This window comes from Methylobacterium sp. AC690, from assembly GCF_979256535.1.
In genome coordinates this window covers 146,128-170,359 of sequence record NZ_CEEDOX010000002.1, presented here as the reverse complement: position 1 = coordinate 170,359, position 24,232 = coordinate 146,128, and the positions used below count along the sequence as shown (strand labels likewise).

Below are 24,232 nucleotides of genomic sequence, written 5' to 3'. Positions count from 1 at the left end.
GATAAGGTCAACACTCCGGGACGAACCGTTGAGCGAGGCGCATCAATGCGGCGTGGCGATCTGGCGGATCTGGCGGCGTTCGCGGCCATTGCCCGGAACGGCAGCTTTCGCCGGGCCGCGCGCGATCTCGGGGTGTCCACCTCCGCGCTGAGCCATGCCCTGCGGGGCCTGGAGACCCGGATGGGGGTGCGTCTGCTCCACCGCACCACCCGCAGCGTCGCGCCGACGGAGGCGGGCGCGGCCCTGCTCGCCCGGATCGCGCCGGCCCTCACCGAGATCGCCGCGGCGGTCGGAGCCGCGGGCGCGTTCCGCGCCACCCTCGGGGGCGCCCTGCGCATCAACGCGCCGCGCTCGGCTTGCCGCCTCGTCCTGATGCCGCTGGTGGCGCGCTACCTCGCCCGATATCCCGGGGTCCGCGTCGAGGTGGTGGCGGACGATGCGCTGACCGACGTGGTGGCCGCCGGCTTCGATGCGGGCGTCCGATTCGGCGAGCACCTCGCCGGCGACATGATCGCGGTGCCGCTCGGGGGGCCCCAGCGCTTCGCCCTGGTGGGCGCCCCCGCCTACCTGGCCGGGCGGCCGCGGCCCGAGAGCCCGGCCGATCTCGTGGAGCACCTCTGCATCCGGCAGCGCTTTCCCGGCGGTGCGGTGTATCGCTGGGAACTCGAGAAGGACGGACGGGCGGTGGCGGTGTCCGTCGACGGCCCGCTCACCGTCAACGACCAGGAGATGATCGTCGAGGCGGCCCTGGCGGGCCTCGGCCTCGGCCTGGTCTTCGAGGACAGCGTCGGCGATCATCTGGTGTCCGGCCGGCTCATCCGCCTGATGCCCGAGTGGTGCCCGAGCTTTCCCGGGCTGTTCCTGTACTACGCCGGCCGGCGCCAGATTCCCCCGCCGTTGCAGGCCTTCATCGACCTCGTGCGGCGGCCGGAGACCGGGCTCACGGCCACACCTTGATCGCGAGATTGCGCCGGAGGAGGTCGCGGTCGGAGGTGATGCGGCAGCCCTCGGTGCGCAGGGTCACGTAGGTGAGGAAGGCCGTGTCGCCGGTGTCGTCGAAGTTGCGGCCCCGGGCGTCGGGATCGAGCAGGGACGGATAGGCGATCAGCCCGTCGGGCGCGTGGCAGGGATCGTCGTACAGGGTGGCGCCGGCCAGGAGGAGGCGCGGGCTGTCCCAGGCCAGGAGGTCGCGGGAGGTGGTCCAGTAGAAGCCGGATTGCGGAAAGCCCGCGCCCGCCTTCGCCATGAAGACCGCGATCCAGGCGCCGCTGCCCCGGTGGCGCACGACGGCGCCGACGGGGGTCGGGAACGGTGCCACGGGCGTACAGGTCGCCGCGGCCTTCAGGGGCTTCGCGTACGGATCCGGGAAGGCCGCCGTGTAGCCGGTGCCGGTCCAGGCGCGCCAGCTCGTCGGGTCGGCGGGATCGCGGGTGCGGAACAGGCAGACACCCGCGGCTTGATCGCTGCCCGGCAGGGTCCAGCCCGTGGTGGAAGCGAGAAAGTAGCGCCAGGTCCCGTCCGAGACGATGTTGGACGGATTGAAGAACCCGCGATGGCTGCCCTGCCCGACCTCCTGGCGGAAGGGCGCGCCGGCCACGACCACCGGCGGCACCGCGCGGTGGAAGCTGCGTCCGCCATCGGTCGAGGCGGCCGCCACCACGCTGTTGTACCAGCAGGCCATGTAGTCCTTGGCACGGCAGCGGCCCGGGTGCTCGTTGGCCCGGTACTCGTGGTGGACCAGGGCGGCGACGGCACGGCCGTCCTCGGTCCAGGTCGCGGTGATCCACGAGGCGTCGTCGTAGGCGGCCGGATCGGCCTTGCCGCCGGATTCGAGCACCACCGCGCAGTCCAGTTTCAGGGCGTCGAGGCGGGGACCGCGAAAGGCGCGGTTCCGGTAATGCATGCCGAACAGGGCGACGGACCCGGAGGCCTCACGGAAGGCCCGGGCCGAGGCGTCGGGGACGTCGACCCCGTCGCAGGCGTCGCGCCCCGCCTTGAACATCACCACCGGGGGGCCGACCAGGGTCAGGGCGGAGAGCGGCGGCTCGGGCGCCGCCCGGGCCGGGCCGGCGAGGCCGACGAGACCGAGCAGGAGCCGGGCCGCGAGGTGAAGGGGGCGCGTCATCGGGTGTGCCTGGACATCGGCCGCAGTTTGCGTTTTGAACCGTTACAGTTGGATTGTGCGCACGCGTCCGATTCCGGCCTTGTCCACATGTCCCCGTCGACCGTCCGCGAAGGCCTTTCATGCTCCTCCTCATCCTCGGGCTCGTGCTCTTCCTCGGCACGCATGCCTTCTCCATGGCACGGGCGCGGCGGGCGCGGATGATCGACCAGGTCGGGGAGGGCCGCTACAAGCTCGCCTACACCCTGTCCTCCCTCCTGGGCCTCGTGCTCATCGCCTACGGTTTCCACCTCTATCGACAGTCCGGCTACATCGCCGTGTGGGACCCGCCGGTCTGGACCCGCCACCTGGCCCTGCTCCTGACCGCCCTGGCCTTCGTCGCCCTGGCCTCCGCCTACCTGCCGGGGCACATCCGCGCCCGGGCCAAGCACCCGATGCTGCTGGCCGTGAAGATCTGGGCCACCGCGCACCTGCTGGCCAACGGCGACCTCGGCTCCATCCTGCTGTTCGGCAGCTTCCTGGCCTGGGCGGTCATGGCCCGGATCAGCGCGAAGCGCCGGGCACTCGCCCCCGGGGCTGTGGTCGCGCAGCATGCCGGCCCGGCCGCCGCGCCGGCCGGCTGGCGCAACGACGCCCTGGCGGTGGTGATCGGGCTCGCGGTCTGGTTCACGTTCGCCCGCTACCTGCATCCGCTCCTGATCGGCGTCGCCGCCTGGCCGGGCCAGGCCTGAGGCGCATCCGCACCGGAGGCTCCGCGTCGAGGCGGGGCGCACCGCGTCGCAAGCCGGTCGCGCCGCGTCGAAGCCGGTCGCGCCGCGTCGAAGCCGGTCGCCAACGGCCCGCGCCTGTGATAGGCGCAGGCCTTCCTCTTCACGCAGCGGCCGCTCGGTTCCCGATCGGCGTGAGACGACATGGCCGAAAACAACGAGTTCATCCGCGAGGTCAACGAGGACTATCGCCGCGATCAGGTCGCCGAGATCTGGCGCCGCTACAGCGGCGTGATCATCGCCCTGGCGATCCTCGTGGTGGCCGCCGTCGGTGGCTGGCGCTACTGGCAGCATGACCAGCAGGTGCGCGCCGAGGCCGCCTCCGAGCGCTTCGAGGTCGCCAGCCGCCTGGCCCGCGAGGGCAAGTCGGCGGAGGCCGACAAGGCCTTCGAGGCGATCGAGAGCGACGCGCCGTCCGGCTACGCCCTCCTGGCCCGCTTCCGGTCCGCCACCGAGACCGCCAAGCGCGATCCGAAGGCGGGCGCCGCCGAGTACGACGCGCTGGCCAACGACACCAAGGTGAGCACAGGCCTGCGCGACCTCGCCCGCCTGCGCTCGGCCCTGCTGCGCGTCGACGGCACGGAGCCCGACGCCGCCCTGGCGACGCTCCAGGGCCTCGCCGCGCCGAACGGCCCCTTCCGCCACACCGCCCGCGAGATGCTCGGCCTCGTCGCCCTGAAGCGCGGCGACTACGACGGCGCCGGCCGCTGGTTCGACCAGATCAACGCCGATGCGCAGACGCCGCAGAACCTGCGCCAGCGCATCGAGGTCTACGCGGCCCTGGTGGCCGGCGGACCCATCACCGTGACCGCTGCGGCCCCCGCCGCCCCGGCCGCTCCCCCACCCGTCACGCGCTGAGCCCTCGACCCGCTTCTCACGGACGCCTGATCGAAACGAGCACACCATGGATATGCCGACCGTCGCGATCGTCGGACGGCCGAACGTCGGCAAGTCGACCCTGTTCAACCGCCTCGTGGGCAAGAAGCTCGCCCTGGTGGATGACCGCCCCGGCGTGACCCGCGATCGGCGCGAGGGCGACGTCAATTTCGGTGGTCTCGTCTTCCGCATCATCGACACCGCCGGTCTCGAGGAGGCCGATCCCGGCTCCCTCCTCGGCCGCATGCGGGCCCAGACCGAGGCCGCGATCCTCGAGGCCGACGTGGTGCTGTTCGTCATCGACGCCCGTGCGGGCGTACTGCCGGCCGACCAGCCCTTCGCCGAGATGGTGCGGCGCGCCGGCTGCCCGGTGATCCTCATCGCCAACAAGGCGGAGGGGGGCGCCGGCATGTCGGGTGCCTACGAGGCGTTCTCCCTCGGCCTCGGCGATCCCATCCCGTTCTCGGCCGAGCACGGCGAGGGCATCGGCGAGTTGCACGATGCGCTGATCGAGTCGCTGCCGAAGCCGGACGACGAGGACGAAGACTATGACGACGATCCGTCGAATCGCTCGCTGAAGGTCGCCATTGTCGGCCGCCCCAATGCGGGCAAGTCCACGCTGATCAACCGGATGCTCGGGGAGGAGCGCCTTCTCGTCGGCCCCGAGGCGGGCATCACCCGGGACTCGATCTCCCTCGACTGGGAATGGCGCGGCCGCCGGATCAAGCTGCACGACACCGCCGGCATGCGCCGCAAGGCGCGCATCGACGACAAGCTCGAGAAGCTCGCGGTCTCGGACGGCCTGCGCGCCGTGCGCTTCGCCGAGGTGGTGGTGGTGCTCCTCGACGCCACGATTCCGTTCGAGAAGCAGGACCTGACCATCGTCGACCTGATCGAGAGCGAGGGCCGCGCCCTCGTCATCGGCCTCAACAAGTGGGATCTGGTCGCCGACCAGAACGGTCTCCTGAAGAAGCTGCGCGAGGATTGCACCCGCCTGCTGCCCCAGGTCCGCGGCGTCGCCGTGGTGCCGCTCTCCGGCCTCGCCGGCGAGGGCATCGACAAGCTCATGCAGGCGGTGACCAACGCCGAGTCGATCTGGAGCACCCGCGTCTCGACCTCGCGGATCAACGACTGGCTCAGCGAGGCGACCCAGCGCAACCCGCCGCCGGCGGTTTCCGGCCGGCGCATCAAGATCCGCTACGCCACCCAGGTGAAGAGCCGACCGCCGCACTTCGCCCTGTTCGGCAACCAGCTCGACGCCCTGCCGAAATCCTACACCCGCTACCTCGTCAACGGCCTGCGCGAGTCGTTCGAGCTGCCCGGCACGCCGATCCGGCTGTCGCTGCGGACCTCGAAGAACCCGTTCGACCGCGAGAACAAGGGCTGAGGCCTGGGATCAGGCCGCGCCGCAGGTCGTCTGCGCCAGCCAGTCCACCACCGCGTCCAGGGCCTGGCGGTTCGAGGTGTCGCCGTCGCGGGCGCCCTCGAACGTCGCGGCCTGGCGCTCGGCGCTGGTGCCGTTCGCGAGGATGCTGCGGGCCCGGGCGACCTCCGCTTCGCAGCCCAGGGCGGCGGCGTCCTCGGCGATGAGCGCGAGGACGTTGTCGAGAGCCTGGGCAAAGGGCAGGGCCTCCTCGCTCGCCTCGTCGATCAGCTCCGCCTCGGTGCCGCTGCGCTGGGCGCGCCAGAGATTCTCCTGGGCGAGCGCCCGCGAGACGCCGTCGAGGTCGGCGTTGAGGTCCGGCCGGCGCACTGCGAGGCGGACGAGGCAGCGGTAGAGGGCCGCGATGGTGAGCGCGTCCTCCAGCCGGGTGCAGGAATCGGCGATCCGCAATTCGAGGGTCGGGAACTTGATCGACGGCCGGAGCGACCACCACAGAAAGCTCGCATCCTGGATCGAGCCCGCCCGGGTCATGATGCGGACGTAGCGTTCGTAGGCGGCATTGTCGGCGAAGAGGTCGGGCAGGCCGGTGCGGGGCAGCTCGCCGAAGGCGCTGAGGCGATAGGCGCTGAGGCCCGTCGGCTTGCCCTGCCAGAACGGCGACGAGGCCGAGAGGGCGAGCAGCAGCGGCTGGTAGGGCAGGAGCCGGTTCATCAGGTCAACGCGCCTGTCGGGCTCCGGCACCTCCACGTGGACGTGCATGCCGCAGATCAGGCTGCGCCGCCCGGCGAGGCCGACATCGCGCAGGATGCCGCGGTAGCGGTCGCCCTTGGTGGGGAGCTGGCGGGCCCAGTCCGCCACGGGATGAGTGCCGGCCGCGAAGACCAGCAGACCGTGCTCGCCACCGAGTTTGCCCAGGGCCGAGCGCTGTCGGGTCAGGACGTCGCGCGCCTGGGCGAAGTGCGTGGAGGGCGGGGTGCAGACCTCGACCTGGCACTGGAGCAATTCGCGCCCGATCTCGGGCAGTTCCTCGCCGGCCTGGACATGGAAGGGCTTCACCGAGCGACGCGGCGTACCGCGCGTCTCGGCATCCGCCAGGAAATACTCTTCCTCGATGCCGAAGCGGAAGGGGGCGGACGTCATCGGGAGCCTTGTCGTTGGGTTGCTCCCCTCAACCCCCCAGCGGAGGGTTTGTGCCCTCAGGCGCGCAGGGCGCCGCCCACCAGCCAGGCCGGGTCGAACCAGCGATCGGCCTCGCCGTCATAGGGCAGGCGGGTGATGTCCCAGTGCTGGATATACCGGGCGTAGACGTTCCAGACCGCGATGCCGCCGCCCACGAAGATGCGTCGCCCGGGATAGCGCGCCAGCACGGCCTTCGGGTCCTCGTGGCTGCGGATGACGTCGATGGTCCGGTCCTTGAAGGCGAATTCGGGCACCGACGCGATGGTCTTCGGGCCGGCGATCAGGACGTGGCCCATGGTGATGGCGAAGAACCGCGTCACGTCCTCGACGAAGAGCGGATCGGTGTTGCCCTCCCAGGGCAGGTGCCCGTTCAGGCCGAGCTGTCCGCGAAGGCCGATGGCGCAGATGCAGCGAACGTCGATCATGGGCGTCTCGGGAAACGGGAGGAGGGAGGGCGGCGTCCGGCGTCAGCGCGCCATCTGCGGCGTCAGGATCCGGTCGCTCGGAAAGTCGTAGATCTTGCCGGATTCGTCGAAGTCCGGATGCGCGAGGCGCACGAAGTGCGGCGCGAGGTCGTCCGGGGTCTTCAGGGTCATCTCGTCCTCGCCCGGCATCGCGGCCCTGCGCATCGCGGTCCGCAGCGGGCCGGGATTGAGCAGCATCGCCCGCACCGGGGTGGTCGCGGTCTCGGCCGCGTAGGTGCGCACCAGGGCGTCGAGGGCGGCCTTGGAGACCGAGTAGGGTCCCCAATAGGCCCGGCACTTCTGCGCGGCGCCCGAGGTCACGAAGATGGCCCGGCCCGCATCGGAGGCCCGCAGCAGCGGATCGAGCGAGCGGATCAGGCGGTAATTCGCCGTGACGTTGATATCCATCACCTGCGCCCAGGTCTTCGGCGTCACGTGCCCGATCGGCGTGAGGTTGCCGAGGATGCCGGCATTGCCCACCAGGATGTCGAGGCGCTGCCAGCGTTCGTGGATGCCGGCGCCGAGGCGGTCGAGGGCGTCGTAGTCGGTGAGGTCGAGGGGCACCAGGGTGGCGCTGCCGCCGACGCCCCGGATGGCGTCGTCGAGCTCCTCGAGGCCCCCCTGCGTGCGCGCGACGGCGATGATGTGGGCGCCGGCCTGCGCCAACGCGAGGGCGGCGGCGCGGCCGATTCCCCGCGAGGCGCCGGTGACGACGGCGAGGCGGCCGGCGAGCGGCTGGGTCGGGCTGCTCATCGTGCGCTCAATCGGCTTCGGCGAGCATGGCGAGGCGGCGCGGTCCGGCGATGGCGAGGTCGGTCAGGCCGGTCGGATAGTCGCCGGTGAAGCAATGGTCGGTGTATTGCGGGCAGGCCTCGTTGCGCCGCTCCTCGCCCATGGCCTTGTAGAGGCCGTCGATGGACAGGAAGGCCAGCGAATCGGCGCCGATGTAGCGGCGCATGCCCTCGAGGTCGTGGGTGGCGGCGAGCAGCTTCTCCCGCTCCGGCGTGTCGATGCCGTAGAAGTCCGGGTAGGTGATCGGCGGCGAGGCGATCCGGAAATGCACCTCGCGGGCGCCGGCCTCGCGCATCATGCGCACGATCTTCACCGAGGTGGTGCCGCGCACGAGGCTGTCGTCGACGAGGACGATGCGCTTGCCCTCCACCACCGCGCGGTTGGCCGAGTGCTTCATGCGCACGCCGAGCTCGCGCACCGACTGGGTCGGCTGGATGAAGGTGCGCCCGACGTAGTGGTTGCGGATGATGCCCATCTCGAAGGGCAGGCCGGTCTCCTGGGCGAAGCCCAGGGCGGCCGGAACGCCGGAATCCGGCACCGGGATGACCACGTCGGCCGCCGTCGCGGATTCGCGGGCGAGCTCGTGGCCGATGTTCTTGCGCACGGCGTAGACGCTCTTGCCGTTCACCACCGAATCCGGCCGGGCGAAGTAGATGTACTCGAAGATGCACGGCCGCATGGGCTGCGCCGGGGCGAAGCGGATCGACTCGATGCCTTCTTCCGAGATCACCACGATCTCGCCGTTGTCGATGTCGCGGATGAACTTGGCGCCGATGATGTCGAGGGCGCAGGTCTCGGAGGCCAGGATGTAGCGGCCGTCGAGCTCGCCCAGCACCAGGGGGCGGATGCCCATGGGATCGCGGGCGCCGATGAGCTTCTTGTTGGTCAGGGCCACGATGGCGTAGGCGCCCTCGATCTGGCGCAGGGCCTCGGTGAAGCGCTCGACGATGCGCGGCGCCCGGGAGCGCGCGGCCAGGTGCAGGATCACCTCGGTGTCGGAGGTCGACTGGGTGATGGCGCCGTCGCGCACGAGGTCGCGGCGGATCGACAGGGCGTTGGTCAGGTTGCCGTTATGGGCGACGGCGAGGCCGCCGCTGGCGAGCTCGGCGAAGAGCGGCTGCACGTTGCGCAGGATGGTGCCGCCGGTGGTGGAGTAGCGGACGTGGCCGATGGCGGCCGGGCCTTCGAGATGCTCGATGGTCGAGCGGTCCGAGAAGGAATCGCCGACGAGGCCGGGCCGGCGCTCGGAGTGGAAGACCGCCCCGTCGAAGGAGACGATGCCGGCCGCCTCCTGGCCGCGATGCTGCAGGGCGTGCAGGCCGAGGGCGACGATGGCGGAGGCATCCGGATGGCCGAAGATGCCGAAGACGCCGCATTCCTCGCGCAGCGTGTCGCCGTCGCGGTCGAGCCCGTCCACGACCTCGACAGGGGGGCGGGCGCTCGACTTGGCTAAAGACATGATGATGTCGATCCCTGCTTGGTCCCGCGCGAATCCCGAGCGGGCACCGTCAAGAAGCCGTCATGTAGTCGGCCTTCGCGCTGCAACCAAGCGCGCAGAGACGCAGATCAGCGTCGCGGAGCGGGCGTGGCTGGTGCTTCGGTCCGGCGCTGGGCCGGGATTTCTCCTTCCGGCGGCTCGACGGGATCGGCCGGCGCGTCGGTCTTGGGCTTCTTGAACTGCTTCAACAAGCCTTCCGGATTCTCGGGCAGCTGGGCCACCAGGGCCTCGCCGGACTTCTCGAGCATCGGGCGGCTGCGCGCCTCGGACGCCCAGGGGGGCATCTTGCCCTGGACGAGCCAGGCCAGGAACACCCAGCCGATGACGCAGATCAGGAAGCCGCGGCCGGCGCCGAACAGGAAACCCAGCGACCGATCGATCGCGCCGATGCGCGAATCGAGGATCATATCCGACACCTTCACGGTGATGATCGACACGACGATCAGCGTCACCAGGAAGATCGCCGCGATCGAGGCCACCAGGGCGACGGTGGCGTTCGACACGTGCTGGCTGACCGTGGGCAGCAGGTAAGGATGGAATTTCCACGCAATGGCGGCGGCGGCGACCCAGGCGATGATGGCGAGCACTTCGCGAGTCGCGCCGCGCACGGCCGCCAACAGCGCCGAGACGACAACGATACCCAGCACAACGAGATCGAGAACGGAGAACGGCATCTCTGACGATTGTCACTTCATGGGGCGGAGCGGCGACGATGACCGGATCGTGCGGCTTCCCCCGGCCGCGGCCCTGTATATCGCGCGGAAACTCGGCCGTCACCCTGGCGTGGAGGCCCATTCCCGCCCGGTGCTCGCGCGGGTCCGGCGTGACGCGGGCGCGGCCTCACGCCGTCGTCCGCCCGTTTCGGACGGCCATCCGGCCTCTCACCCGTCGGACTGTTCAGCGGCGTGCCGGCCGACGACTTGTTTCGTGCCGTAATAGTCGTCCCGGGGGCGGGCCAGACCTTCGACGCGGGCGGGATCGACTGTCGATCCTCCACCATGGCCGGCCCTGTTTCCAGAGGGGGACCACGCCGGGCCCGGGGCGGGCTCCACCGGTCCGGGCCGACGCCCTAATCGTCGTCGCTGTAATCGGGTGGATTGTGCCCGCGGCGCTGGGCGACCCGGCGGGGCCCGTTGCTGGCGATGCCCGCCACCATGTCGGCGATGTGGCGCAGGGCCTCCGTCGAGAGGGCGCTGTCGCCGCCCTCGCCGCGCCCCTGCGGCGTCACGGCCTTGGCGAAGCCGAGCTTCAGCGCTTCCTTGAGCCGCGCCGGCGCCTGCGCCACCGGGCGGACCGCACCGGAGAGGCCGATCTCGCCGAAATACACCGTCTCGGGCGGCAGCGTCGCCCCGGACAGGGACGAGACCAGGGCGGCGGCCACGGCGAGATCGGCGGCGGGCTCCGAGATGCGCAGGCCCCCCGCCACGTTCAGGTAGACGTCGTGCGTGCCCAGGCGGATGCCGCCATGGGCCTCCAGCACCGCCAGCACCATCGACAGGCGGTTCGGGTCCCAGCCGACCACCGCCCGCCGGGGCATCCCGAGGGAGGAGGGCGCCACGAGGGCCTGGATCTCGACGAGGAGCGGGCGCGTGCCCTCCATGCCGGCGAACACCGCGGTGCCGGGCGCCGCGTGGTCGCGGCCGGCGAGGAACAGCGCGGAGGGGTTCGGCACCTCGGCGAGGCCGCCATCGGTCATCTCGAACACGCCGATCTCGTCGGTGGGTCCGAAGCGGTTCTTCACCGCCCGCAGGATGCGGAAATGGTGGCCCTGGTCGCCCTCGAAGGAGGCGACGGCATCGACCATGTGCTCGACCACCCGGGGTCCGGCGATCTGCCCGTCCTTGGTGACGTGCCCGACGAGGATCACCGCCGTGCCGGTGGTCTTGGCGAAGCGGATCAGGGTCTGGGCCGAACCGCGGACCTGCGTGACGGTGCCGGGGGCCGATTCCACGGTCTCGGTCCACATGGTCTGGATCGAGTCGATGATCGCCAGGGCCGGGGGGCGCCCCTGCGACAGGGTCTCGACGATGTCCTCCACGTTGGTCTCGGCCGCGAGCTCCACCGCGGCCGAGGACAGGCCGAGGCGCTCGGCGCGCAGGCGCACCTGCGCCACCGCCTCCTCGCCCGAGATGTAGACGACGCGCTCGCCCGTGCGGGCCATGGCGGCGGAGGCCTGCATCAGCAGGGTCGACTTGCCGATGCCGGGATCGCCGCCGAGGAGGATCACCGAGCCGCGCACGAAGCCGCCGCCGGTGACGCGATCGAGCTCGTTGATCCCGGACGGGATGCGCGGCGCCTCCTTCACCTCGCCGGTGAGGCCCTCCAGGGCGAAGACCCGGCCGCGGGCCCGGCTCGGCCGTGTCTTGACCGGGCCGGATTGCGGGCCGGTGGCGCCGGTCTCCTCGACGATGGTGTTCCAGCCGTTGCAGGCCTCGCAGCGCCCGCGCCAGCGATTGTAGACCGCCCCGCAGGACTGGCAGACGAAGGTCTGTTGGATCTTGGCCATCGCAATTCCGCTGGGAGGGGCGCCCGGGCGCCCATTCGTCCGGCGGGCTTCAGGCCTCGTGTCCTGTCACATAATGGCGAACATAGCGAGAACCTAGCCCCGTCAGGATCTCGTACCCGATGGTGCCGGCGGCGCGTCCGACCGCGTCGACGTCGAGCCCGTCGCCGATCAGGGTCGCGGTCGCGCCGCGCCGGGTCGCGGGTGCCTCGGTCACGTCGAGGATGATGAGGTCCATCGAGATCAGCCCGAGGATGGGGCAGCGCACGCCATCGACCAGGGCGATGCCGCGGCCGCTCGCGGACCGCGGATAGCCGTCGGCATAGCCCATCGAGAGGGTCGCGAGGCGCCGCGGCTCGGTGGCCCGCCAGCGTCCGTTGTAGCCGCAGGTCTCGCCGGGAGAGACGTCGCGGATCTGCGCGACCTGCGCCTCCAGGCGCACCACCGGCCGCATCGGGTTGGGCTTCCACGGGGTCGGGTTGCCGCCGAACAGGGCATAGCCGGGCCGCAGCAGGTCGTGATGGGCTTCGGCTCCGAGGAAGATCCCGGAGGAGTTGGCGAAGGAGCCCGGCAGTCCGGGATGCGCGGCCCGGACCCGCGCGAAATCCGCCATCTGGCGCGCATTGATCGGGTCGCTCGCCAGTTCGGCGCTGACGAGGTGGGTCATCAGCAGCGCGATGCCGGCGCGCGCGATCAGGGGATCGCCCGAGAGCCCCAGGGCCTCGGGCACGGAGAGGCCGAGCCGGTTCATGCCGGTATCGACATGCAGGGCGGCCGGGCGGGGACGACCGGCGGTCTCTGCCAGGGCGGCCCATTCGGCGAGTTCCTCCCGGCTGCCGAGCACCGGGCGGAGATCGTGCGCGACGAGGGTCGGGCCGAGGCCGGGCAGGAGACCGTTCAGGACGTAGATCGTCGCCTCGGGCAGGACGGCCCGGGCCTCCACCGCCTCGCTCAGATGCGCGACGAAGAACGTCCGGCACCCGGCCGCCCACAGCGCGGGCGCCACCTGGGACAGGCCGCAGCCATAGGCATCCGCCTTGACCACGGCCGCACAGCCCGCCTCCGGCGCCTGGGCATCGAGCCGCCGCCAGTTCTCCGCGAGGGCCGCGAGGTCGATGGTGAGGTGGGCGCCGTGGGTCGCTTCGCGCATCGGGCGCCGTTCCGGATCAGTCAGGCCTAGGATGGGTCGCGCGCCTTCTCAACGGCCGCCGGGGGCCAGGAAACCTCGCGGTTCAGAACCGCGTCGATGCCGCAGGGAGATGCTTCCGGGACGGTCGCCTCCGCAAGGTTGGTTTCGGCCGCCGCCTCGATACGGGCACGACGATCGGCGCGTTCGCAAAGCGCTTCCATCCGGCTCCCGAGGCTCGGGCTGTCCTCGACCCGCTCCCGGACGGCGAGACGCTGCACGCGGATGGATGGTGCCCCGTTCCGGGTCCGCAGGTCGGGCTGATGATCCCGTTTCAGCACCTGGAACAGGCTGATTCGCAGCGCGCTGGTCACGGCATTCCGTTCCGCGCGCGCCGCCGCTTCCACCGCGTCGATCGGATGGGGAAGGTCGAGCTTCGCCCGGGCCCGCCGGCGCAGGTGTGCGGCCTGCTCGGTGAACCGGGCTGCGCGGCCGGCGTCAGAGGCAGTGCCGGGGCGCGGACCGGCCTCGACGCGCTGGGGATGTGCCACGGTCGCTCCTTCTCGCGTCCGGGTGCGACGGTTCGCGGATCCCGTCGACCATACGGGATTTCGCACTCGTTCGCGAGGCGCGTCCGCGCCAAGCGAGCCTGTCCAGGGGCGGCCCGCCTACATCTGCTCCGGCAGGCGGTCGGACTGCGCGAGGTTCGAGAAGCGCGTGATGTTGGCGTCGAACTGCAGCTCGACCGTGCCGGTGGGGCCGTGGCGCTGCTTGCCCAGGATGACCTCGGCCTTGCCGTGAACGCGGTTCATCTCGGCTTCCCAGGCGAAGAATTCCTCGGTGCCTTCGCGGGGCTTCTTGTTGTTGACGTAGTATTCCTCGCGGAAGACGAACATCACCACGTCGGCGTCCTGCTCGATCGAGCCCGATTCGCGGAGATCTGCCAGCTGCGGACGCTTGTCGTCGCGGTTCTCGACCTGACGGGAGAGCTGCGACAGGGCGATGATCGGCACCGCCAGTTCCTTGGCGAGCGCCTTCATGCCGGTGGTGATCTCGGTCATTTCCTGCACGCGGTTGTCGCTGCGCTTGCCCGAACCGGAGAGCAGCTGCAGGTAGTCGACGATCAGGAGATCGAGGCCCTTCTGACGCTTGAGGCGGCGGGCGCGGGCGGCGAGCTGCGCGATGGAGATGCCGCCGGTCTGGTCGATGTAGAACGGGATCGTCTGCATGTCCCGGGCGGCATCGGTGATCTTGTAGAACTCCGCCGGCTGAATGTCGCCGCGACGGATCTTGTAGGACGGCACGCCCGACTGCTCGGCGATGATACGGGTCGCCAGCTGCTCGGCCGACATTTCGAGCGAGAAGAAGCCGACGATGCCGCCGTTCTTCGTTTCGGTCCGGCCATCCGGCAGCTTCTCGGCCTGGTAGGCCTTGGCGACGTTGAAGGCGATGTTGGTGACGAGCGAGGTCTTGCCCATGGCCGGGCGGCCCGCGAGGATGATCAGATCCGAGCGCTGCAGGCCACCCATCTTGGCGTCGAGGTCCGACAGGCCGGTGGCGATGCCCGAGAGCTTGCCCTCGCGCTGGTAGGCCTTGGCCGCCATGTCCACCGCGGCCGTGAGGGCGTCGGAGAACTTCTGGAAGCCGCCGTCGTACTTGCCCGATTCGGCGAGCTCGTAGAGCCGCCGCTCCGTGCCCTCGATCTGGTCGCGGGGGGAGGATTCCACCGGGGCCTCGTAGGCGCCGTTCACCAGGTCCTCGCCGATGGTGATGAGCCGGCGGCGGATGGCGAGGTCGTAGATGGTGCGGCCGTAATCGCCCGCATTGATGACGGTGGTGGCCTCGGCCGCGAGGCGGGCGAGGTACTGCATCACCGTCTGGCCGCCGAGATCGGCATCGCCCAGGTAGGTCTTCAGGGTGATCGGCGTGGCGAGCTTGCCGGCCTTGATCAGCTGGGAGGCCACCTCGAAGATCTTGCGGTGGACGTCCTCCATGAAGTGCTCGGGCAGGAGGAAGTCCGAGATCCGGTAGAAGGCGTCGTTGTTCACCAGAACCGCGCCGAGCAGCGCCTGCTCGGCATCGATGTTGTGGGGCGCGACGCGGAATTCCTGCGCGACGGGCTGAAGGTTGGCCGTCAGGGCGTTGGGCAGGGCCATGGGCTGATTCGAGGCTCCGACTCGTCGATTCAATCGTCCGCGCGGGGGTCCGCCGCCGCACGTCGCTATCGCCCGACCATGGCGCCGGCATGGTTAGCCGAACCTTAGCCGATTCGCGCTTTGCGGCCTTCCGTCCCGTCCGGTCCGCACTTCGGGGAAGAGCGGGCGAGGGGACCGGTCGCAGAAACGCCCGCCATCCGGGGGGATGACGGGCGTCCATGCTGGAACAAATGCGGAACTAGTCAACCGTTAAGGCCGGTCATCCCCATTGTTCACCGTCCTGTGGCGCGATTACTCGCGGTCGTCGCCGGCCTCGGCGAGGGCGGCACCGACCTCGAGGCCGAGGTCGTCGAGGTTGAACGCCTCACGCTCGGTGGTCGACTCGCCGCGGGCCTGACGCTCGGCCTCTTCCGGCGAACGGGCGACGTTCACCGTGATGCTGACCTCGACCTCGGGGTGCAGCACGATCGGAACGGTGTGCAGGCCGAGGGTCTTGATCGGCTGGTTGAGGGCGAACTGGTCGCGGCCCACGGTGAAGCCGTCCGCGGTGACGACCTCGGCCAGGTCGCGGGTCGAGACCGAGCCGTAGAGCACGCCGGTCTCACCCGACTGGCGGATGAGCACGAAGCTCTTGCCCTCGAGGGTCTCGGCGACGGCCTGCGCCTCGGACTTGCGCTCGAGGTTGCGGGCCTCGAGCTGGGCGCGCTGGGTCTCGAAGTGCTTCTTGTTGCCCTCGGTGGCGCGCAGGGCCTTGCCGCGGGCGAGGAGGAAGTTGCGGGCGTAGCCCGGCTTCACGTTCACGGTCTCGCCCATCTGGCCGAGCTTGGCGACGCGCTCGAGGAGAATGACTTCCATGGTGTTGGTCCTTCGGTTGGGGGGAGGATCAGGGTCGTCCGGCCGCGTCGCGGGGACGGCGGCGGTCGAGGGCGGTATCGGCCATGCCGAACAGGGTCAGGGCGAGGAGCGCGACGCCCTGGGTGAAGAAGAGGATCAGGTAGAGGCCGAGCAGGAGGGCGAGGCGCCCGGGCCGGCCGCGGCTGCGGTCGTGGAAGGCGGCGAGGCCCTGGATCGCGAAGGCGGCGCTGAGCGCCCCCGCCACGGCGACGCCTAGCGTGCCCGGATAGCCCGGCACCAGGGCGAGCACCACGGCGCCCACGAGCACGGCCAGCACGCGGCGCGGCATCATCGTGGCCGCGAGGTCCGGCCAGGGACGCAGCAGGCGCCCGGAGATCCGTACGATGCGGGCGGCGGCCCAGAGATAGAAGGTCAGCAGGACCGTGAGGCCGTGGGTGGCGAGCCCCGGCGCGATGGCCGCGAGGGCGTTGGCGACCTCGGTCCGCGTCGCCTCAGCGGGATCCTGCGACCCGGACTCGGCCGCAGACCCGGCCGGAGCTTCGGCGCCGGCCTCGGGGGCGTCCGGCTTCGGCGCGGGCGCCGCAGGGCCGGGAACGGGAGCCGCCGGGTTGACGGCGCGGTCGGCCCGGACCTGGATCAGCGTCCGGGTCATGCCCCGGAGCTGGGACTGGAAGGTCTCGTAGTTCGGGGCGGCGATCACCGCGATGGCCACGAAGGCGAGGCCGGCCGTGCCGGCGGTCCAGGCGAGGAGGCGCCCGGTCGGATACCACTCCATCGTGCCGTCGGCGCCCGGTCGTCCGAGCAGGGCCAGGTAGGCGAGCCACCAGGCCGGCAGGGCGAGATAGGCGAAGAAGCCGAGGCCGAGGAAGGGCTGGACCACGAGGGCGAGGGCAAGCGCGCCGGTGACGGCCGCGACCAGGGCGGCCCGGTGGCTCCAGCCGAGCCCCACGATCAGGATCGGGAGCGGGGCGAGCAGGTAGAGCAGGATCGCGAGCGCCGTCGCCTTCAGCAGGACGCCGAAGAGGAGGGCGGAGACGAGACCCGCGCCGATACCGATGCCGAGAAACTGTGTCATCAATCCCGCTGTCCCACTGTCCCGTCCTGGGCAGGGTTAGAGGCGCCTGGTGCCCCAACGACTCCCGGCCCTCCTGTCGGATCGGCCGGTACGAACCCGTGTGCCGCGCGAGCGGCGTGGTGCCCCGGCCCGTGGAGGACGGGCCGGGGCGCGCGCCGGGGCGCTTACTTGATCACGTAGGGGAGGAAGCCCAGGAAGCGGGCGCGCTTGATCGCCTGGGCGAGCTCGCGCTGCTTCTTGGCGGAGACCGCCGTGATGCGCGACGGCACGATCTTGCCGCGCTCGGAGACGTAGCGCGACAGGAGCTTGACGTCCTTGTAGTCGATCTTGGGCGCGTTCGCGCCCGAGAAGGGGCAGGTCTTCCGACGACGGAAGAAGGGGCGGCGTCCGCCACCTGCACCACCACCACCACCGCCGCCAGCGGCGGGTGCACCGGGTCCAGCACCAAATGCCATGACTTAAGCCTCCCCGCCGAAGCTGCGCTCGGGGCGGTCGCCCCGGTCGCCGCGATCACCACGGTCGCCGCGATCGCGGTCGCCGCCGAATCCACCACCGCCGAAGCCTTCGTCGTCACGACGACGGCCGCGCTCACGATCCTTGCGGTCGTCGCGGTCGCGCTTCTGCATCATCGCCGACGGCTCGGACTCGAGCTCCTCGACGCGGACGGTCATGAAGCGGAGGACGTCCTCGGAGATCTGCATCTGACGCTCCATCTCGGCGAGGGCCGCCGGGGGGGCGTCGACGTTGAGGAGCGTGAAATGCGCCTTGCGGTTCTTCTTGATGCGGTAGGCGAGGGACTTCACGCCCCACATCTCGATCTTCTCGACCTTGCCGCCATTGGCTTCGATGACGCCCTTGTAGGTCTCGACCATGGTCTCGACCTGCTGGGCCGTCACGTCCTGGCGCGCCAGGAAGACGTGTTCGTAGAGAGGCATTAACGGGCCCTTCATATTCAAAGGGACCCGACGGCACGAAGAACGTGCGGGAAAGGAAGCGTCGGGCCGGTTCATACGCAGTCGCCCGGCGCCAAGCCCTTCGAGCCGTTTGAAGGCCCGAGCGGTTGATCGAAGGCGGAGACACGGGACGACGGGATCGGCCCTTCGCAAGGCTTGACCCTGTGCCGAACGAATCGACACCGTCCGTTCAGCCCCCAGCCGGAGCGAACGCGAGGGGTGGCGCATAAACGAGTCGGCCGGGATTGGCAAGGCAGCTGGGGCGCGAGGACCCTGTGCAAGACGTCGTCCGCAGCCTCGTCGGCGCCGGACGGACGGGGTTCGCCGCTGCGATCGTCGACGCGGTCCGCCGCAGGGCACAGGGACGCGTCCCGGACGCGGCGGGGAGGGCCGACTGACTTGTCGGGCTTCTCCGTGAGGATCGCGCCGGTCTTCGGGTCGGCATGGAACGGCATCTTGACGCCGTTCTTCAGGCCCTCGCCCTCCCAGTGGCCGTCATCGGCCTCGAACGCGGTGATGCGGGTGTATCCGGCGGCCATCAGCTTCTGCTTGACCTGATCGGCCGGCATCCAGTCGGCGCCCGGAATGTCCGCCAGGGCGAGGCTGGCCGGGCCCGTGCCGAGGGCCAGCGCCAGGAGCCGCGTCGGGAGTCGGTTCAGGGGAATCACCGGTCGGGCTGGCGTTTGCCGATCCAACCGGTTGCGCAGGGTCCGGTTCCGGACCGATCAGGGCGCGTCGCCGGCGAAGATTGCGGCGATTTCCGCTTCGCCGAGAACGCGATGATCGCCGGGCGCCAGGTCGTCCGGCAGATCGAGACCCCCGACGCGGTCGCGGTGCAGGGCGGTGACGTGGTTGCCCAGGGCGGCGAACATGCGGCGGACCTGATGGTAGCGCCCCTCGTGCAGGGTCACCACCGCGCCGGTCTCGCCCTCGGCCTCGAACCCGACCGGCAGCAGCGGCTTCTCCTCGCCGTCCAGCATCAGCGTGCCGGAGGCGAGGGCCGAGCCCTCGGTGCCGGTCAGCGGACGATCCAGGGTGACGCGGTAGCGCTTGGCCACGTTCGCCTTCGGGGCGATGATCCGATGCAGGAGGGCGCCGTCATCGGTGAGGAGCAGGAGGCCGGAGGTCTCCTTGTCGAGGCGCCCGACCGTGGAGAGGGCAGGGTCGCGCCGGCGCCAGCGCTCGGGCAGGAGAGCGTAGACGAGAGGGCCGGCTTCCTTGTGCGAGCAGGTGACGCCGAGCGGCTTGTGCAGCATCAGGGTCAGGCCCGGCGGCGGGTCGAGGGGGTCGCCGTCGACGGTCATCCGCTGGGCGAGGTCCGGCGTGACCGGGATGCGCTGATCCGCGTCCCGCAGGGGCGCGCCGTCGAGGACCACGAGGCCGGCGCGGGTGAGGAGCGCGATCTCGCGCCGCGAGCCGTAGCCCATATTGGCGAGGAGCCGGTCGAGGCGCAGCTGCGCGATCTTGGCCGGCCGCGTCATCGGCGCGCCTCGTAGATCTTGTAGCCCCCGGCCGAGGCCTTCAGCGCCACGCTCTTGAAGGCGGCCTTGAGAGGCGCCTCGTAGGGCAGGTGGGTGTTGGCGGTGAGCCAGAGGCTGCCCCCTGGGCGCAGGGCTTCGGCCGCCCGGGCGATGAAGGCCTGGCCGAGGGCCTGGTCCTCGGTGCCGCCGTCGTGGAAGGGCGGGTTCATCACCACGAAGTCGAGGCGCGTCAGGCCGAGGCCGCCGGCGCGGATATCGGCCCAGCGCAGGGTGGTGCGCGGATCGCTGACGTTGCGCGTCGCCATCTCGATGGCGCGCCGGTCCAGGTCGATGAGGGTCAGGGCCGTGACCTTGGCCGAGCCGAGCACGGCGCGGGCGAGGATCCCGAGGCCGCAGCCGAAATCGGCGCCCGTCCCGGCGAGCGTCGGCAGGTTGGCCAGGAGCAGGGCACTGCCGGGGTCGAGGCGGTCGTAGGAGAAGATCCCGGCCTGCGTGCAGAGGGCGAGATTGTCGATGTGGCGCGGACCGCCCTCGTGGATCGCCTCCTCGAGATCGCCGACCGCCTCCGGGCGCGTGCCGACGCAGATCCGGTGGTGGCGCCGCGCCTCCTCATGCACCGGGCAGCCGAACCCGGTGAGTTCCTTGGCGAGGCGGCTTCCGCCGCGATCCTTGGGCGCCAGTGCGGTGAGGCGCCCGCCGGGCCGCAGGGCCTTCAGGCCCAGCGCCAGCACGTAGCGCCGCTCGATCGTCCCGGCCGGCGCCAGGATGTCGAGCCGCTCCAGGCTCCCGGGCTCGAGATCCTCGAGGCGGGCCGCCCCGGGGCTCAGGGGCGAGACCTGGACCGCGTGCGGGGGCACCTCCACCAGTTCCAGGGGCGGCGCGCCGTAGACGGCTTCCGAGACAGGCATGGTGGACATCGTAACGGGATCCGGCGCGACGACGCGCGCGCCTCGACGGCTCAGGGCGTGACAGGAAATCGGGAGGCTCGGCCAGCACGCGACAAGAATCGCCGCGGCGTCGATCTCCCGTTCTCATAGCCCATGCTCAGCCGCGCGGGAACTCCAGACCCATCTCCCGGTAGCGCGCCGGATCGTCCGCCCAGTTCTCGCGGACCTTGACGTGCAGGAAGAGATGCACCGTCTGCTCGGCCGCTTCCGCGATCTCGTGGCGGGCCGCCTGGCCGATGGCCTTGATGGTCTGGCCGCCCTTGCCGAGCACGATGGAGCGCTGGCTCTCGCGCTCCACGAAGATGGTCTGCTCGATGCGGACCGAACCATCCGGACGCACCTGCCACTGGTCCGTCTCGACGGTGGAGCGGTAGGGCAATTCCTCGTGCAGGCGGTCGTAGAGCTTCTCGCGGGTGATCTCGGCGGCCAGCATCCGGATCGGTGCGTCCGAGACCTGGTCCTCCGGGTAGAGCCACGGGCTCTTCGGCATCATGCCGGCCAGCGTCGTCTTCAGCGTCTCGATCCCGTCGCCGTTCAGGGCCGAGACCATGAAGGTGTGCACGAACGCGATGCGCTCGTTCAACGCGGCCGCGAGCGCCAGCAGGCGGTCGCGCGGGATCAGGTCGATCTTGTTGAGGATCAGCACCTTGGGGCGCTTCACGTCCGGCAGCTTGGCCAGGATCGCCTCGACCTCCTCGGTCACGCCCTTGCGGGCATCGATCAGCAGACAGACGGCATCGGCATCCGAGGCGCCGCTCCAGGCCGAATGCACCATCGCCCGGTCGAGGCGGCGCTTCGGGGCGAAGATCCCCGGCGTGTCGACGAGGATGATCTGCGCGGTCTCGTGCATGACGATTCCGCGCACCAGGGCGCGGGTGGTCTGCACCTTGCGGGAGACGATCGAAACCTTGGTGCCCACGAGGCTGTTCAGCAGCGTCGACTTGCCGGCATTGGGGATGCCGATCAGCGCGACGAACCCCGCAGTGGTGTTTTCCGGCATCCGCACCGCGGGCAGCGGCTGCAGCGGCGGTGGCGCGAAGTCGTCGTCGCCGTCGAAATCGTCGTCCGGCACATCGTCGTCAGGCATCTGGGGTATGTCCTTCAGCGACGTCCGCCGACGTCTCCTTGGTTTGCGAGGGATCTTGGATTCGCGCGGGATCGGGGCCGGTGATCTCGCGCTCCAGCACGAGGCGGGCGGCCTCCTGCTCGGCGAGGCGCTTCGAGGGGCCGACGCCGATACCGGCCTCCAGTCCCTCGACGCGGACCGCGATGTGGAACACCGGCGCATGGTCGGGCCCCGAGCGGTCGACCACTTCGTAGAACGGGATCGGCAGGGCACGGGCCATGGCCCATTCCTGCAGGGCCGACTTGGCGTCGCGGCCGCGGGGGGCCGCCGTGTCGGTGTCGGGGGTGAAGGCCGCGTTGACGATGCCCTTGGCGACGTCGTAGCCGGCATCGAGGAAGACCGCCCCGAGGATCGACTCGCACACGTCCGCCAGGATTGTCTGGTTGCGCCGACCGCCGCTCTGGACCTCGCCGGGGCCGAGGGCGAGGTGCGGGCCGACGTCCCAGGTGGTCGCGACGGCGGCGCAGGTCTCGCGCCGGACGAGCCCGGCCAGACGCCGCGACAGCTCACCCTCGTCGGCCTGCGGAAAGGCCTCGTAGAGCAGGTCGCCGATGGCGAGGCCGAGGACCCGATCGCCCAGGAATTCCAGGCGCTGGTAGCTGCCGAGCCGGCCGTTCCCGCCGGCCTTGCTCACGTGGGTGAGCGCCTGGACCAGCAGCTTCGGGTCGGCGAAGACGTGGCCGATTCGCGCCTCGAGCACCGCGAGGTTGGGCTTCGGACGGGTCGCACGCCGCGCCCGGTTCGAGGGACGCGCCTCTTCGGTCACGATGGATAACGTCCTAGTGGATGGTCGTGAACAGCCGGTTCCAGCGTACCTTCGCCGGCCAGTTCCAGATCTGCCATGCCGGCGTGCCTTCGTCGATGGAGAAGAAGATCATCTCCGCGCGGCCGACGAAGTTCTCGAACGGCACGAAGCCGACATTGGCGAGATCGCGCGAATCCGTCGAGTTGTCGCGGTTGTCGCCCATCATGAAGAAACGGCCCTGCGGCACGGTGTAGGGCTCGGTGTTGTCCCAGTAGCCGTTGTCGCCGTCGCGCTCGATCACCCGGTGGGTGACGCCGTTGGGCAGGGTCTCGAGGTACTGCTCGGCCTTGGCCTGCTCGCCGTACGGCCCGGTGGTCTCGAAGGGCGCGATCTTCTCGCGCTTCACCGGCACGTCGTTGATGTAGAGCAGCCCGGCCTTCATCTGGATCTTGTCGCCGGGCAGGCCGATGACGCGCTTGATGTAGTCGGTGGAATTGTCCTTGGGCAGCTTGAACACGGCGATGTCGCCGCGCTTGGGCTCGGCGCCCCAGACCCGGCCGTCGGCCGTGAAGGGCAGGTACTCGCTCAGCGGCAGGGAGTACTTCGAGTAGCCGTAGGAATATTTCGAGACGAACAGGTAATCGCCGATCAGGAGCGTGGGAACGAGCGAGCCCGAGGGGATGTTGAACGGCTGGAACAGCAGCGTGCGCACCACCAGCGCGATCAGCAGCGCCTGGCCGCCGACCTTGAGCGTCTCCTTGATGCTCGCCCAGGTGCCGGTGTCAGCAGCCTTCAGGTCACGCTTCGTCTGCTGGTCCACGCGGGCACGTTCCATCTGGCTGCCATCTCCGGTCCGACGCTCGCACCCGGAATCCGGGCGGCTTCCGTCGTTGACGGTCGACCGGCGGCATAGACCATGCGGAAAGGCGCCGCAACGCAGGGGGGCTGTCGGCTAAGTCCCGGGCGTGCTGTCCGGCACCGCTTCGATGATCACGAAGGCCTGCGCCATGGGCGGGTCGTCCGTGAGGGTGATGTGCAGCTTCGGCACGTGGCCGGCCGGCACCATCGCGGCGAGGTGTTCCGCCGCCGCCCCGGTGAGGCGGAGGGTCGGGCGGCCGCCGGGCAGGTTCACCACCTCCATGTCGCGCCAGAAGACGCCCCGGGCGATGCCGGTGCCGAGGGCCTTGGCGCAGGCCTCCTTGGCGGCGAAGCGGCGGGCATAGGAGGGCGCCCGCGCCGCGCGGGCCTCGCACTTGGCGCGCTCGCCGTCGGTGAAGACCCGATGGGTGAAGCGCTCGCCGTAGCGCTCCAGCGATTTCGCGATCCGGCGGATGTCGCAGAGGTCGGAGCCGATGCCGAGAATCATTCCCGGGCCGCGTCCATGGCGGCGCGCATGTCGCGGATCGCCTGGGGCAGGCCGACGAAGATCGCCTCGCCGATCAGCGCGTGGCCGATGTTCAGCTCGGCGATCTCCGGCAGGGCCGCCACCGGACCGACGCTGTCGAGGGCCAGGCCGTGCCCGGCATGGACCTCGAGGCCGAGACCCGCCCCGTACGCCGCCGCCCGGGTGATCCGGTCGAGCTCGTGGGCCGTCCGTCCCGCATCGCCCTCGGCCACCGCCTCGCAGTAGCTGCCGGTGTGAAGCTCGACCACCGGTGCCCCGAGGCGCCGGGCCGCGTCCATCACGGCCTCGTCCGGCTCGACGAAGAGCGAGACCCGGATGCCGGCCTCGGACAGGCGGGCGATGCGGGGCAAGAGCGAATCGTGCCCCCCGACGATGTCGAGGCCGCCCTCGGTGGTGCGCTCCTCGCGCTTCTCCGGCACCAAGCAGGCGGCGTGCGGCTTCAGCCGGATCGCCATCCCGATCATCATGTCGGTGGCGGCCATCTCGAAATTGAGCGGCACCGTCAGGATGCGGGCCAGCGTCTCCATGTCGGCGTCGCGGATGTGCCGGCGATCCTCCCGCAGATGCGCCGTGATGCCGTCCGCCCCGGCCGCGACCGCCTCGCGGGCGGCGCGAATCGGGTCGGGCGCGGCGCCGCCGCGGGCGTTCCGCACGGTCGCGACGTGATCGATGTTGACGCCGAGCCGGAGGCGGCGCGATCGAGAGGCGGGGGAAGACATCGAGGCGGACTCCGGGCGCGGGCATCAGGCGCCGGCATGGCGCCCTGACGGAACGGCGG

26 protein-coding genes are annotated in these 24,232 nt (G+C 70.7%); 4 read left to right on the top strand and 22 right to left on the bottom strand.

The window, feature by feature from the left end; all coding sequences use genetic code 11:
• The first annotated feature begins 45 nt into the window (after nucleotides 1-45).
• Nucleotides 46-957, top strand: a complete 912-nt coding sequence (locus AC0IY1_RS03165) for a LysR family transcriptional regulator (RefSeq protein ID WP_471767687.1) — start codon at nucleotides 46-48, stop codon at nucleotides 955-957.
• Here AC0IY1_RS03165 and AC0IY1_RS03160 read toward each other — a convergent pair.
• Complete coding sequence (locus AC0IY1_RS03160; RefSeq protein ID WP_471767685.1) at nucleotides 941-2,125, bottom strand: hypothetical protein; 1,185 nt, start codon at nucleotides 2,123-2,125, stop codon at nucleotides 941-943. The two genes, AC0IY1_RS03165 and AC0IY1_RS03160, sit on opposite strands and share 17 nt — an antisense overlap.
• A gap of 119 nt (nucleotides 2,126-2,244) precedes the next feature.
• Between AC0IY1_RS03160 and AC0IY1_RS03155 the strand changes: the two genes are divergently transcribed.
• The 3 genes from AC0IY1_RS03155 to der all read left to right on the top strand — a co-directional run bounded on the left by AC0IY1_RS03155 (nucleotide 2,245) and on the right by der (nucleotide 5,152).
• A complete protein-coding gene (locus AC0IY1_RS03155; RefSeq protein WP_055956218.1) occupies nucleotides 2,245-2,853 on the top strand; it encodes an NnrU family protein in 609 nt (202 codons plus the stop codon).
• A 180-nt stretch (nucleotides 2,854-3,033) separates the two neighbouring features.
• A complete protein-coding gene (locus AC0IY1_RS03150) occupies nucleotides 3,034-3,747 on the top strand; it encodes a tetratricopeptide repeat protein (protein ID WP_471767682.1) in 714 nt (237 codons plus the stop codon).
• Nucleotides 3,748-3,793: 46 nt separating this feature from the next.
• Nucleotides 3,794-5,152 (top strand): ribosome biogenesis GTPase Der, encoded by a 1,359-nt coding sequence (gene der / locus AC0IY1_RS03145; RefSeq protein ID WP_055956212.1) that lies wholly within the window; start codon nucleotides 3,794-3,796, stop codon nucleotides 5,150-5,152.
• Between the two features lie 9 nt (nucleotides 5,153-5,161).
• Here der and AC0IY1_RS03140 read toward each other — a convergent pair whose 3' ends face one another.
• The 21 genes from AC0IY1_RS03140 to AC0IY1_RS03040 all read right to left on the bottom strand — a co-directional run bounded on the left by AC0IY1_RS03140 (nucleotide 5,162) and on the right by AC0IY1_RS03040 (nucleotide 24,173).
• Nucleotides 5,162-6,289, bottom strand: a complete 1,128-nt coding sequence (locus AC0IY1_RS03140; RefSeq protein WP_471767679.1) for a carboxylate-amine ligase — start codon at nucleotides 6,287-6,289, stop codon at nucleotides 5,162-5,164.
• Nucleotides 6,290-6,345: 56 nt separating this feature from the next.
• Nucleotides 6,346-6,753 (bottom strand): dihydrofolate reductase, encoded by a 408-nt coding sequence (locus AC0IY1_RS03135; RefSeq protein ID WP_471767677.1) that lies wholly within the window; start codon nucleotides 6,751-6,753, stop codon nucleotides 6,346-6,348.
• Between the two features lie 42 nt (nucleotides 6,754-6,795).
• A complete protein-coding gene (locus AC0IY1_RS03130) occupies nucleotides 6,796-7,545 on the bottom strand; it encodes an SDR family NAD(P)-dependent oxidoreductase (RefSeq protein ID WP_471767675.1) in 750 nt (249 codons plus the stop codon).
• 7 nt (nucleotides 7,546-7,552) lie between these two features.
• Nucleotides 7,553-9,043 (bottom strand): amidophosphoribosyltransferase, encoded by a 1,491-nt coding sequence (gene purF / locus AC0IY1_RS03125; protein ID WP_471767672.1) that lies wholly within the window; start codon nucleotides 9,041-9,043, stop codon nucleotides 7,553-7,555.
• Between the two features lie 107 nt (nucleotides 9,044-9,150).
• Nucleotides 9,151-9,756: a CvpA family protein gene (locus AC0IY1_RS03120; RefSeq protein ID WP_055956198.1), complete on the bottom strand. Its 606-nt coding sequence runs from the start codon at nucleotides 9,754-9,756 to the stop codon at nucleotides 9,151-9,153.
• A 395-nt stretch (nucleotides 9,757-10,151) separates the two neighbouring features.
• Nucleotides 10,152-11,588 (bottom strand): DNA repair protein RadA, encoded by a 1,437-nt coding sequence (radA, locus tag AC0IY1_RS03115; RefSeq protein ID WP_471767670.1) that lies wholly within the window; start codon nucleotides 11,586-11,588, stop codon nucleotides 10,152-10,154.
• 49 nt (nucleotides 11,589-11,637) lie between these two features.
• Entirely contained in the window at nucleotides 11,638-12,735 is a 1,098-nt protein-coding gene (gene alr, locus AC0IY1_RS03110; protein WP_471767669.1) for an alanine racemase, read from the bottom strand.
• A gap of 26 nt (nucleotides 12,736-12,761) precedes the next feature.
• Nucleotides 12,762-13,262 (bottom strand): DUF29 family protein, encoded by a 501-nt coding sequence (locus tag AC0IY1_RS03105; RefSeq protein WP_471767667.1) that lies wholly within the window; start codon nucleotides 13,260-13,262, stop codon nucleotides 12,762-12,764.
• Between the two features lie 117 nt (nucleotides 13,263-13,379).
• Nucleotides 13,380-14,867, bottom strand: coding sequence for a replicative DNA helicase (locus AC0IY1_RS03100; RefSeq protein ID WP_055956187.1), 1,488 nt, complete (start codon nucleotides 14,865-14,867; stop codon nucleotides 13,380-13,382).
• Between the two features lie 291 nt (nucleotides 14,868-15,158).
• Nucleotides 15,159-15,722, bottom strand: coding sequence for a 50S ribosomal protein L9 (rplI, locus tag AC0IY1_RS03095; RefSeq protein WP_055956184.1), 564 nt, complete (start codon nucleotides 15,720-15,722; stop codon nucleotides 15,159-15,161).
• 28 nt (nucleotides 15,723-15,750) lie between these two features.
• Nucleotides 15,751-16,797: a DUF2232 domain-containing protein gene (locus AC0IY1_RS03090; protein ID WP_471767665.1), complete on the bottom strand. Its 1,047-nt coding sequence runs from the start codon at nucleotides 16,795-16,797 to the stop codon at nucleotides 15,751-15,753.
• A 164-nt stretch (nucleotides 16,798-16,961) separates the two neighbouring features.
• Nucleotides 16,962-17,252 (bottom strand): 30S ribosomal protein S18, encoded by a 291-nt coding sequence (rpsR, locus tag AC0IY1_RS03085; protein WP_471767662.1) that lies wholly within the window; start codon nucleotides 17,250-17,252, stop codon nucleotides 16,962-16,964.
• Nucleotides 17,253-17,255: 3 nt separating this feature from the next.
• Nucleotides 17,256-17,732 (bottom strand): 30S ribosomal protein S6, encoded by a 477-nt coding sequence (gene rpsF / locus AC0IY1_RS03080; protein WP_055956175.1) that lies wholly within the window; start codon nucleotides 17,730-17,732, stop codon nucleotides 17,256-17,258.
• A 71-nt stretch (nucleotides 17,733-17,803) separates the two neighbouring features.
• Nucleotides 17,804-18,418 carry a PepSY domain-containing protein gene (locus tag AC0IY1_RS03075; protein ID WP_471767661.1) on the bottom strand — a complete coding sequence of 205 codons (615 nt, stop codon included), beginning with the start codon at nucleotides 18,416-18,418 and terminating at the stop codon, nucleotides 17,804-17,806.
• Nucleotides 18,419-18,475: 57 nt separating this feature from the next.
• The gene (locus tag AC0IY1_RS03070) at nucleotides 18,476-19,213 is read right to left on the bottom strand and encodes a pseudouridine synthase (RefSeq protein ID WP_471767950.1); all 738 of its coding nucleotides are present in this window, start codon (nucleotides 19,211-19,213) and stop codon (nucleotides 18,476-18,478) included.
• A 14-nt stretch (nucleotides 19,214-19,227) separates the two neighbouring features.
• Entirely contained in the window at nucleotides 19,228-20,148 is a 921-nt protein-coding gene (locus tag AC0IY1_RS03065) for a class I SAM-dependent methyltransferase (RefSeq protein WP_471767659.1), read from the bottom strand.
• A gap of 127 nt (nucleotides 20,149-20,275) precedes the next feature.
• Nucleotides 20,276-21,265 (bottom strand): GTPase Era, encoded by a 990-nt coding sequence (gene era, locus AC0IY1_RS03060; protein ID WP_103709800.1) that lies wholly within the window; start codon nucleotides 21,263-21,265, stop codon nucleotides 20,276-20,278.
• Entirely contained in the window at nucleotides 21,258-22,070 is an 813-nt protein-coding gene (rnc, locus tag AC0IY1_RS03055) for a ribonuclease III (protein WP_471767658.1), read from the bottom strand. Before rnc ends, era begins: the two co-directional genes overlap by 8 nt.
• Nucleotides 22,071-22,083: 13 nt before the next feature.
• Entirely contained in the window at nucleotides 22,084-22,884 is an 801-nt protein-coding gene (lepB, locus tag AC0IY1_RS03050; protein ID WP_055956165.1) for a signal peptidase I, read from the bottom strand.
• Nucleotides 22,885-23,001: 117 nt separating this feature from the next.
• The gene (gene acpS / locus AC0IY1_RS03045; RefSeq protein WP_471767656.1) at nucleotides 23,002-23,415 is read right to left on the bottom strand and encodes a holo-ACP synthase; all 414 of its coding nucleotides are present in this window, start codon (nucleotides 23,413-23,415) and stop codon (nucleotides 23,002-23,004) included.
• Nucleotides 23,412-24,173: a pyridoxine 5'-phosphate synthase gene (locus AC0IY1_RS03040; protein WP_471767654.1), complete on the bottom strand. Its 762-nt coding sequence runs from the start codon at nucleotides 24,171-24,173 to the stop codon at nucleotides 23,412-23,414. Before AC0IY1_RS03040 ends, acpS begins: the two co-directional genes overlap by 4 nt.
• Nucleotides 24,174-24,232 lie beyond the last annotated feature (59 nt).

Bases quoted from the DNA above. Each gene is read 5' to 3' on its own strand.
- AC0IY1_RS03165 (WP_471767687.1), top strand. From the start codon at position 46: ATGCGGCGTGGCGATCTGGCGGATCTGGCGGCGTTCGCGGCCATTGCC.
- AC0IY1_RS03160 (WP_471767685.1), bottom strand. From the start codon at position 2,125: ATGACGCGCCCCCTTCACCTCGCGGCCCGGCTCCTGCTCGGTCTCGTC.
- AC0IY1_RS03155 (WP_055956218.1), top strand. From the start codon at position 2,245: ATGCTCCTCCTCATCCTCGGGCTCGTGCTCTTCCTCGGCACGCATGCC.
- AC0IY1_RS03150 (WP_471767682.1), top strand. From the start codon at position 3,034: ATGGCCGAAAACAACGAGTTCATCCGCGAGGTCAACGAGGACTATCGC.
- der (WP_055956212.1), top strand. From the start codon at position 3,794: ATGGATATGCCGACCGTCGCGATCGTCGGACGGCCGAACGTCGGCAAG.
- AC0IY1_RS03140 (WP_471767679.1), bottom strand. From the start codon at position 6,289: ATGACGTCCGCCCCCTTCCGCTTCGGCATCGAGGAAGAGTATTTCCTG.
- AC0IY1_RS03135 (WP_471767677.1), bottom strand. From the start codon at position 6,753: ATGATCGACGTTCGCTGCATCTGCGCCATCGGCCTTCGCGGACAGCTC.
- AC0IY1_RS03130 (WP_471767675.1), bottom strand. From the start codon at position 7,545: ATGAGCAGCCCGACCCAGCCGCTCGCCGGCCGCCTCGCCGTCGTCACC.
- purF (WP_471767672.1), bottom strand. From the start codon at position 9,043: ATGTCTTTAGCCAAGTCGAGCGCCCGCCCCCCTGTCGAGGTCGTGGAC.
- AC0IY1_RS03120 (WP_055956198.1), bottom strand. From the start codon at position 9,756: ATGCCGTTCTCCGTTCTCGATCTCGTTGTGCTGGGTATCGTTGTCGTC.
- radA (WP_471767670.1), bottom strand. From the start codon at position 11,588: ATGGCCAAGATCCAACAGACCTTCGTCTGCCAGTCCTGCGGGGCGGTC.
- alr (WP_471767669.1), bottom strand. From the start codon at position 12,735: ATGCGCGAAGCGACCCACGGCGCCCACCTCACCATCGACCTCGCGGCC.
- AC0IY1_RS03100 (WP_055956187.1), bottom strand. From the start codon at position 14,867: ATGGCCCTGCCCAACGCCCTGACGGCCAACCTTCAGCCCGTCGCGCAG.
- rplI (WP_055956184.1), bottom strand. From the start codon at position 15,722: ATGGAAGTCATTCTCCTCGAGCGCGTCGCCAAGCTCGGCCAGATGGGC.
- AC0IY1_RS03090 (WP_471767665.1), bottom strand. From the start codon at position 16,797: ATGACACAGTTTCTCGGCATCGGTATCGGCGCGGGTCTCGTCTCCGCC.
- rpsR (WP_471767662.1), bottom strand. From the start codon at position 17,252: ATGGCATTTGGTGCTGGACCCGGTGCACCCGCCGCTGGCGGCGGTGGT.
- rpsF (WP_055956175.1), bottom strand. From the start codon at position 17,732: ATGCCTCTCTACGAACACGTCTTCCTGGCGCGCCAGGACGTGACGGCC.
- AC0IY1_RS03065 (WP_471767659.1), bottom strand. From the start codon at position 20,148: ATGTCCACCATGCCTGTCTCGGAAGCCGTCTACGGCGCGCCGCCCCTG.
- era (WP_103709800.1), bottom strand. From the start codon at position 21,265: ATGCCTGACGACGATGTGCCGGACGACGATTTCGACGGCGACGACGAC.
- lepB (WP_055956165.1), bottom strand. From the start codon at position 22,884: ATGGAACGTGCCCGCGTGGACCAGCAGACGAAGCGTGACCTGAAGGCT.
- acpS (WP_471767656.1), bottom strand. From the start codon at position 23,415: ATGATTCTCGGCATCGGCTCCGACCTCTGCGACATCCGCCGGATCGCG.
- AC0IY1_RS03040 (WP_471767654.1), bottom strand. From the start codon at position 24,173: ATGTCTTCCCCCGCCTCTCGATCGCGCCGCCTCCGGCTCGGCGTCAAC.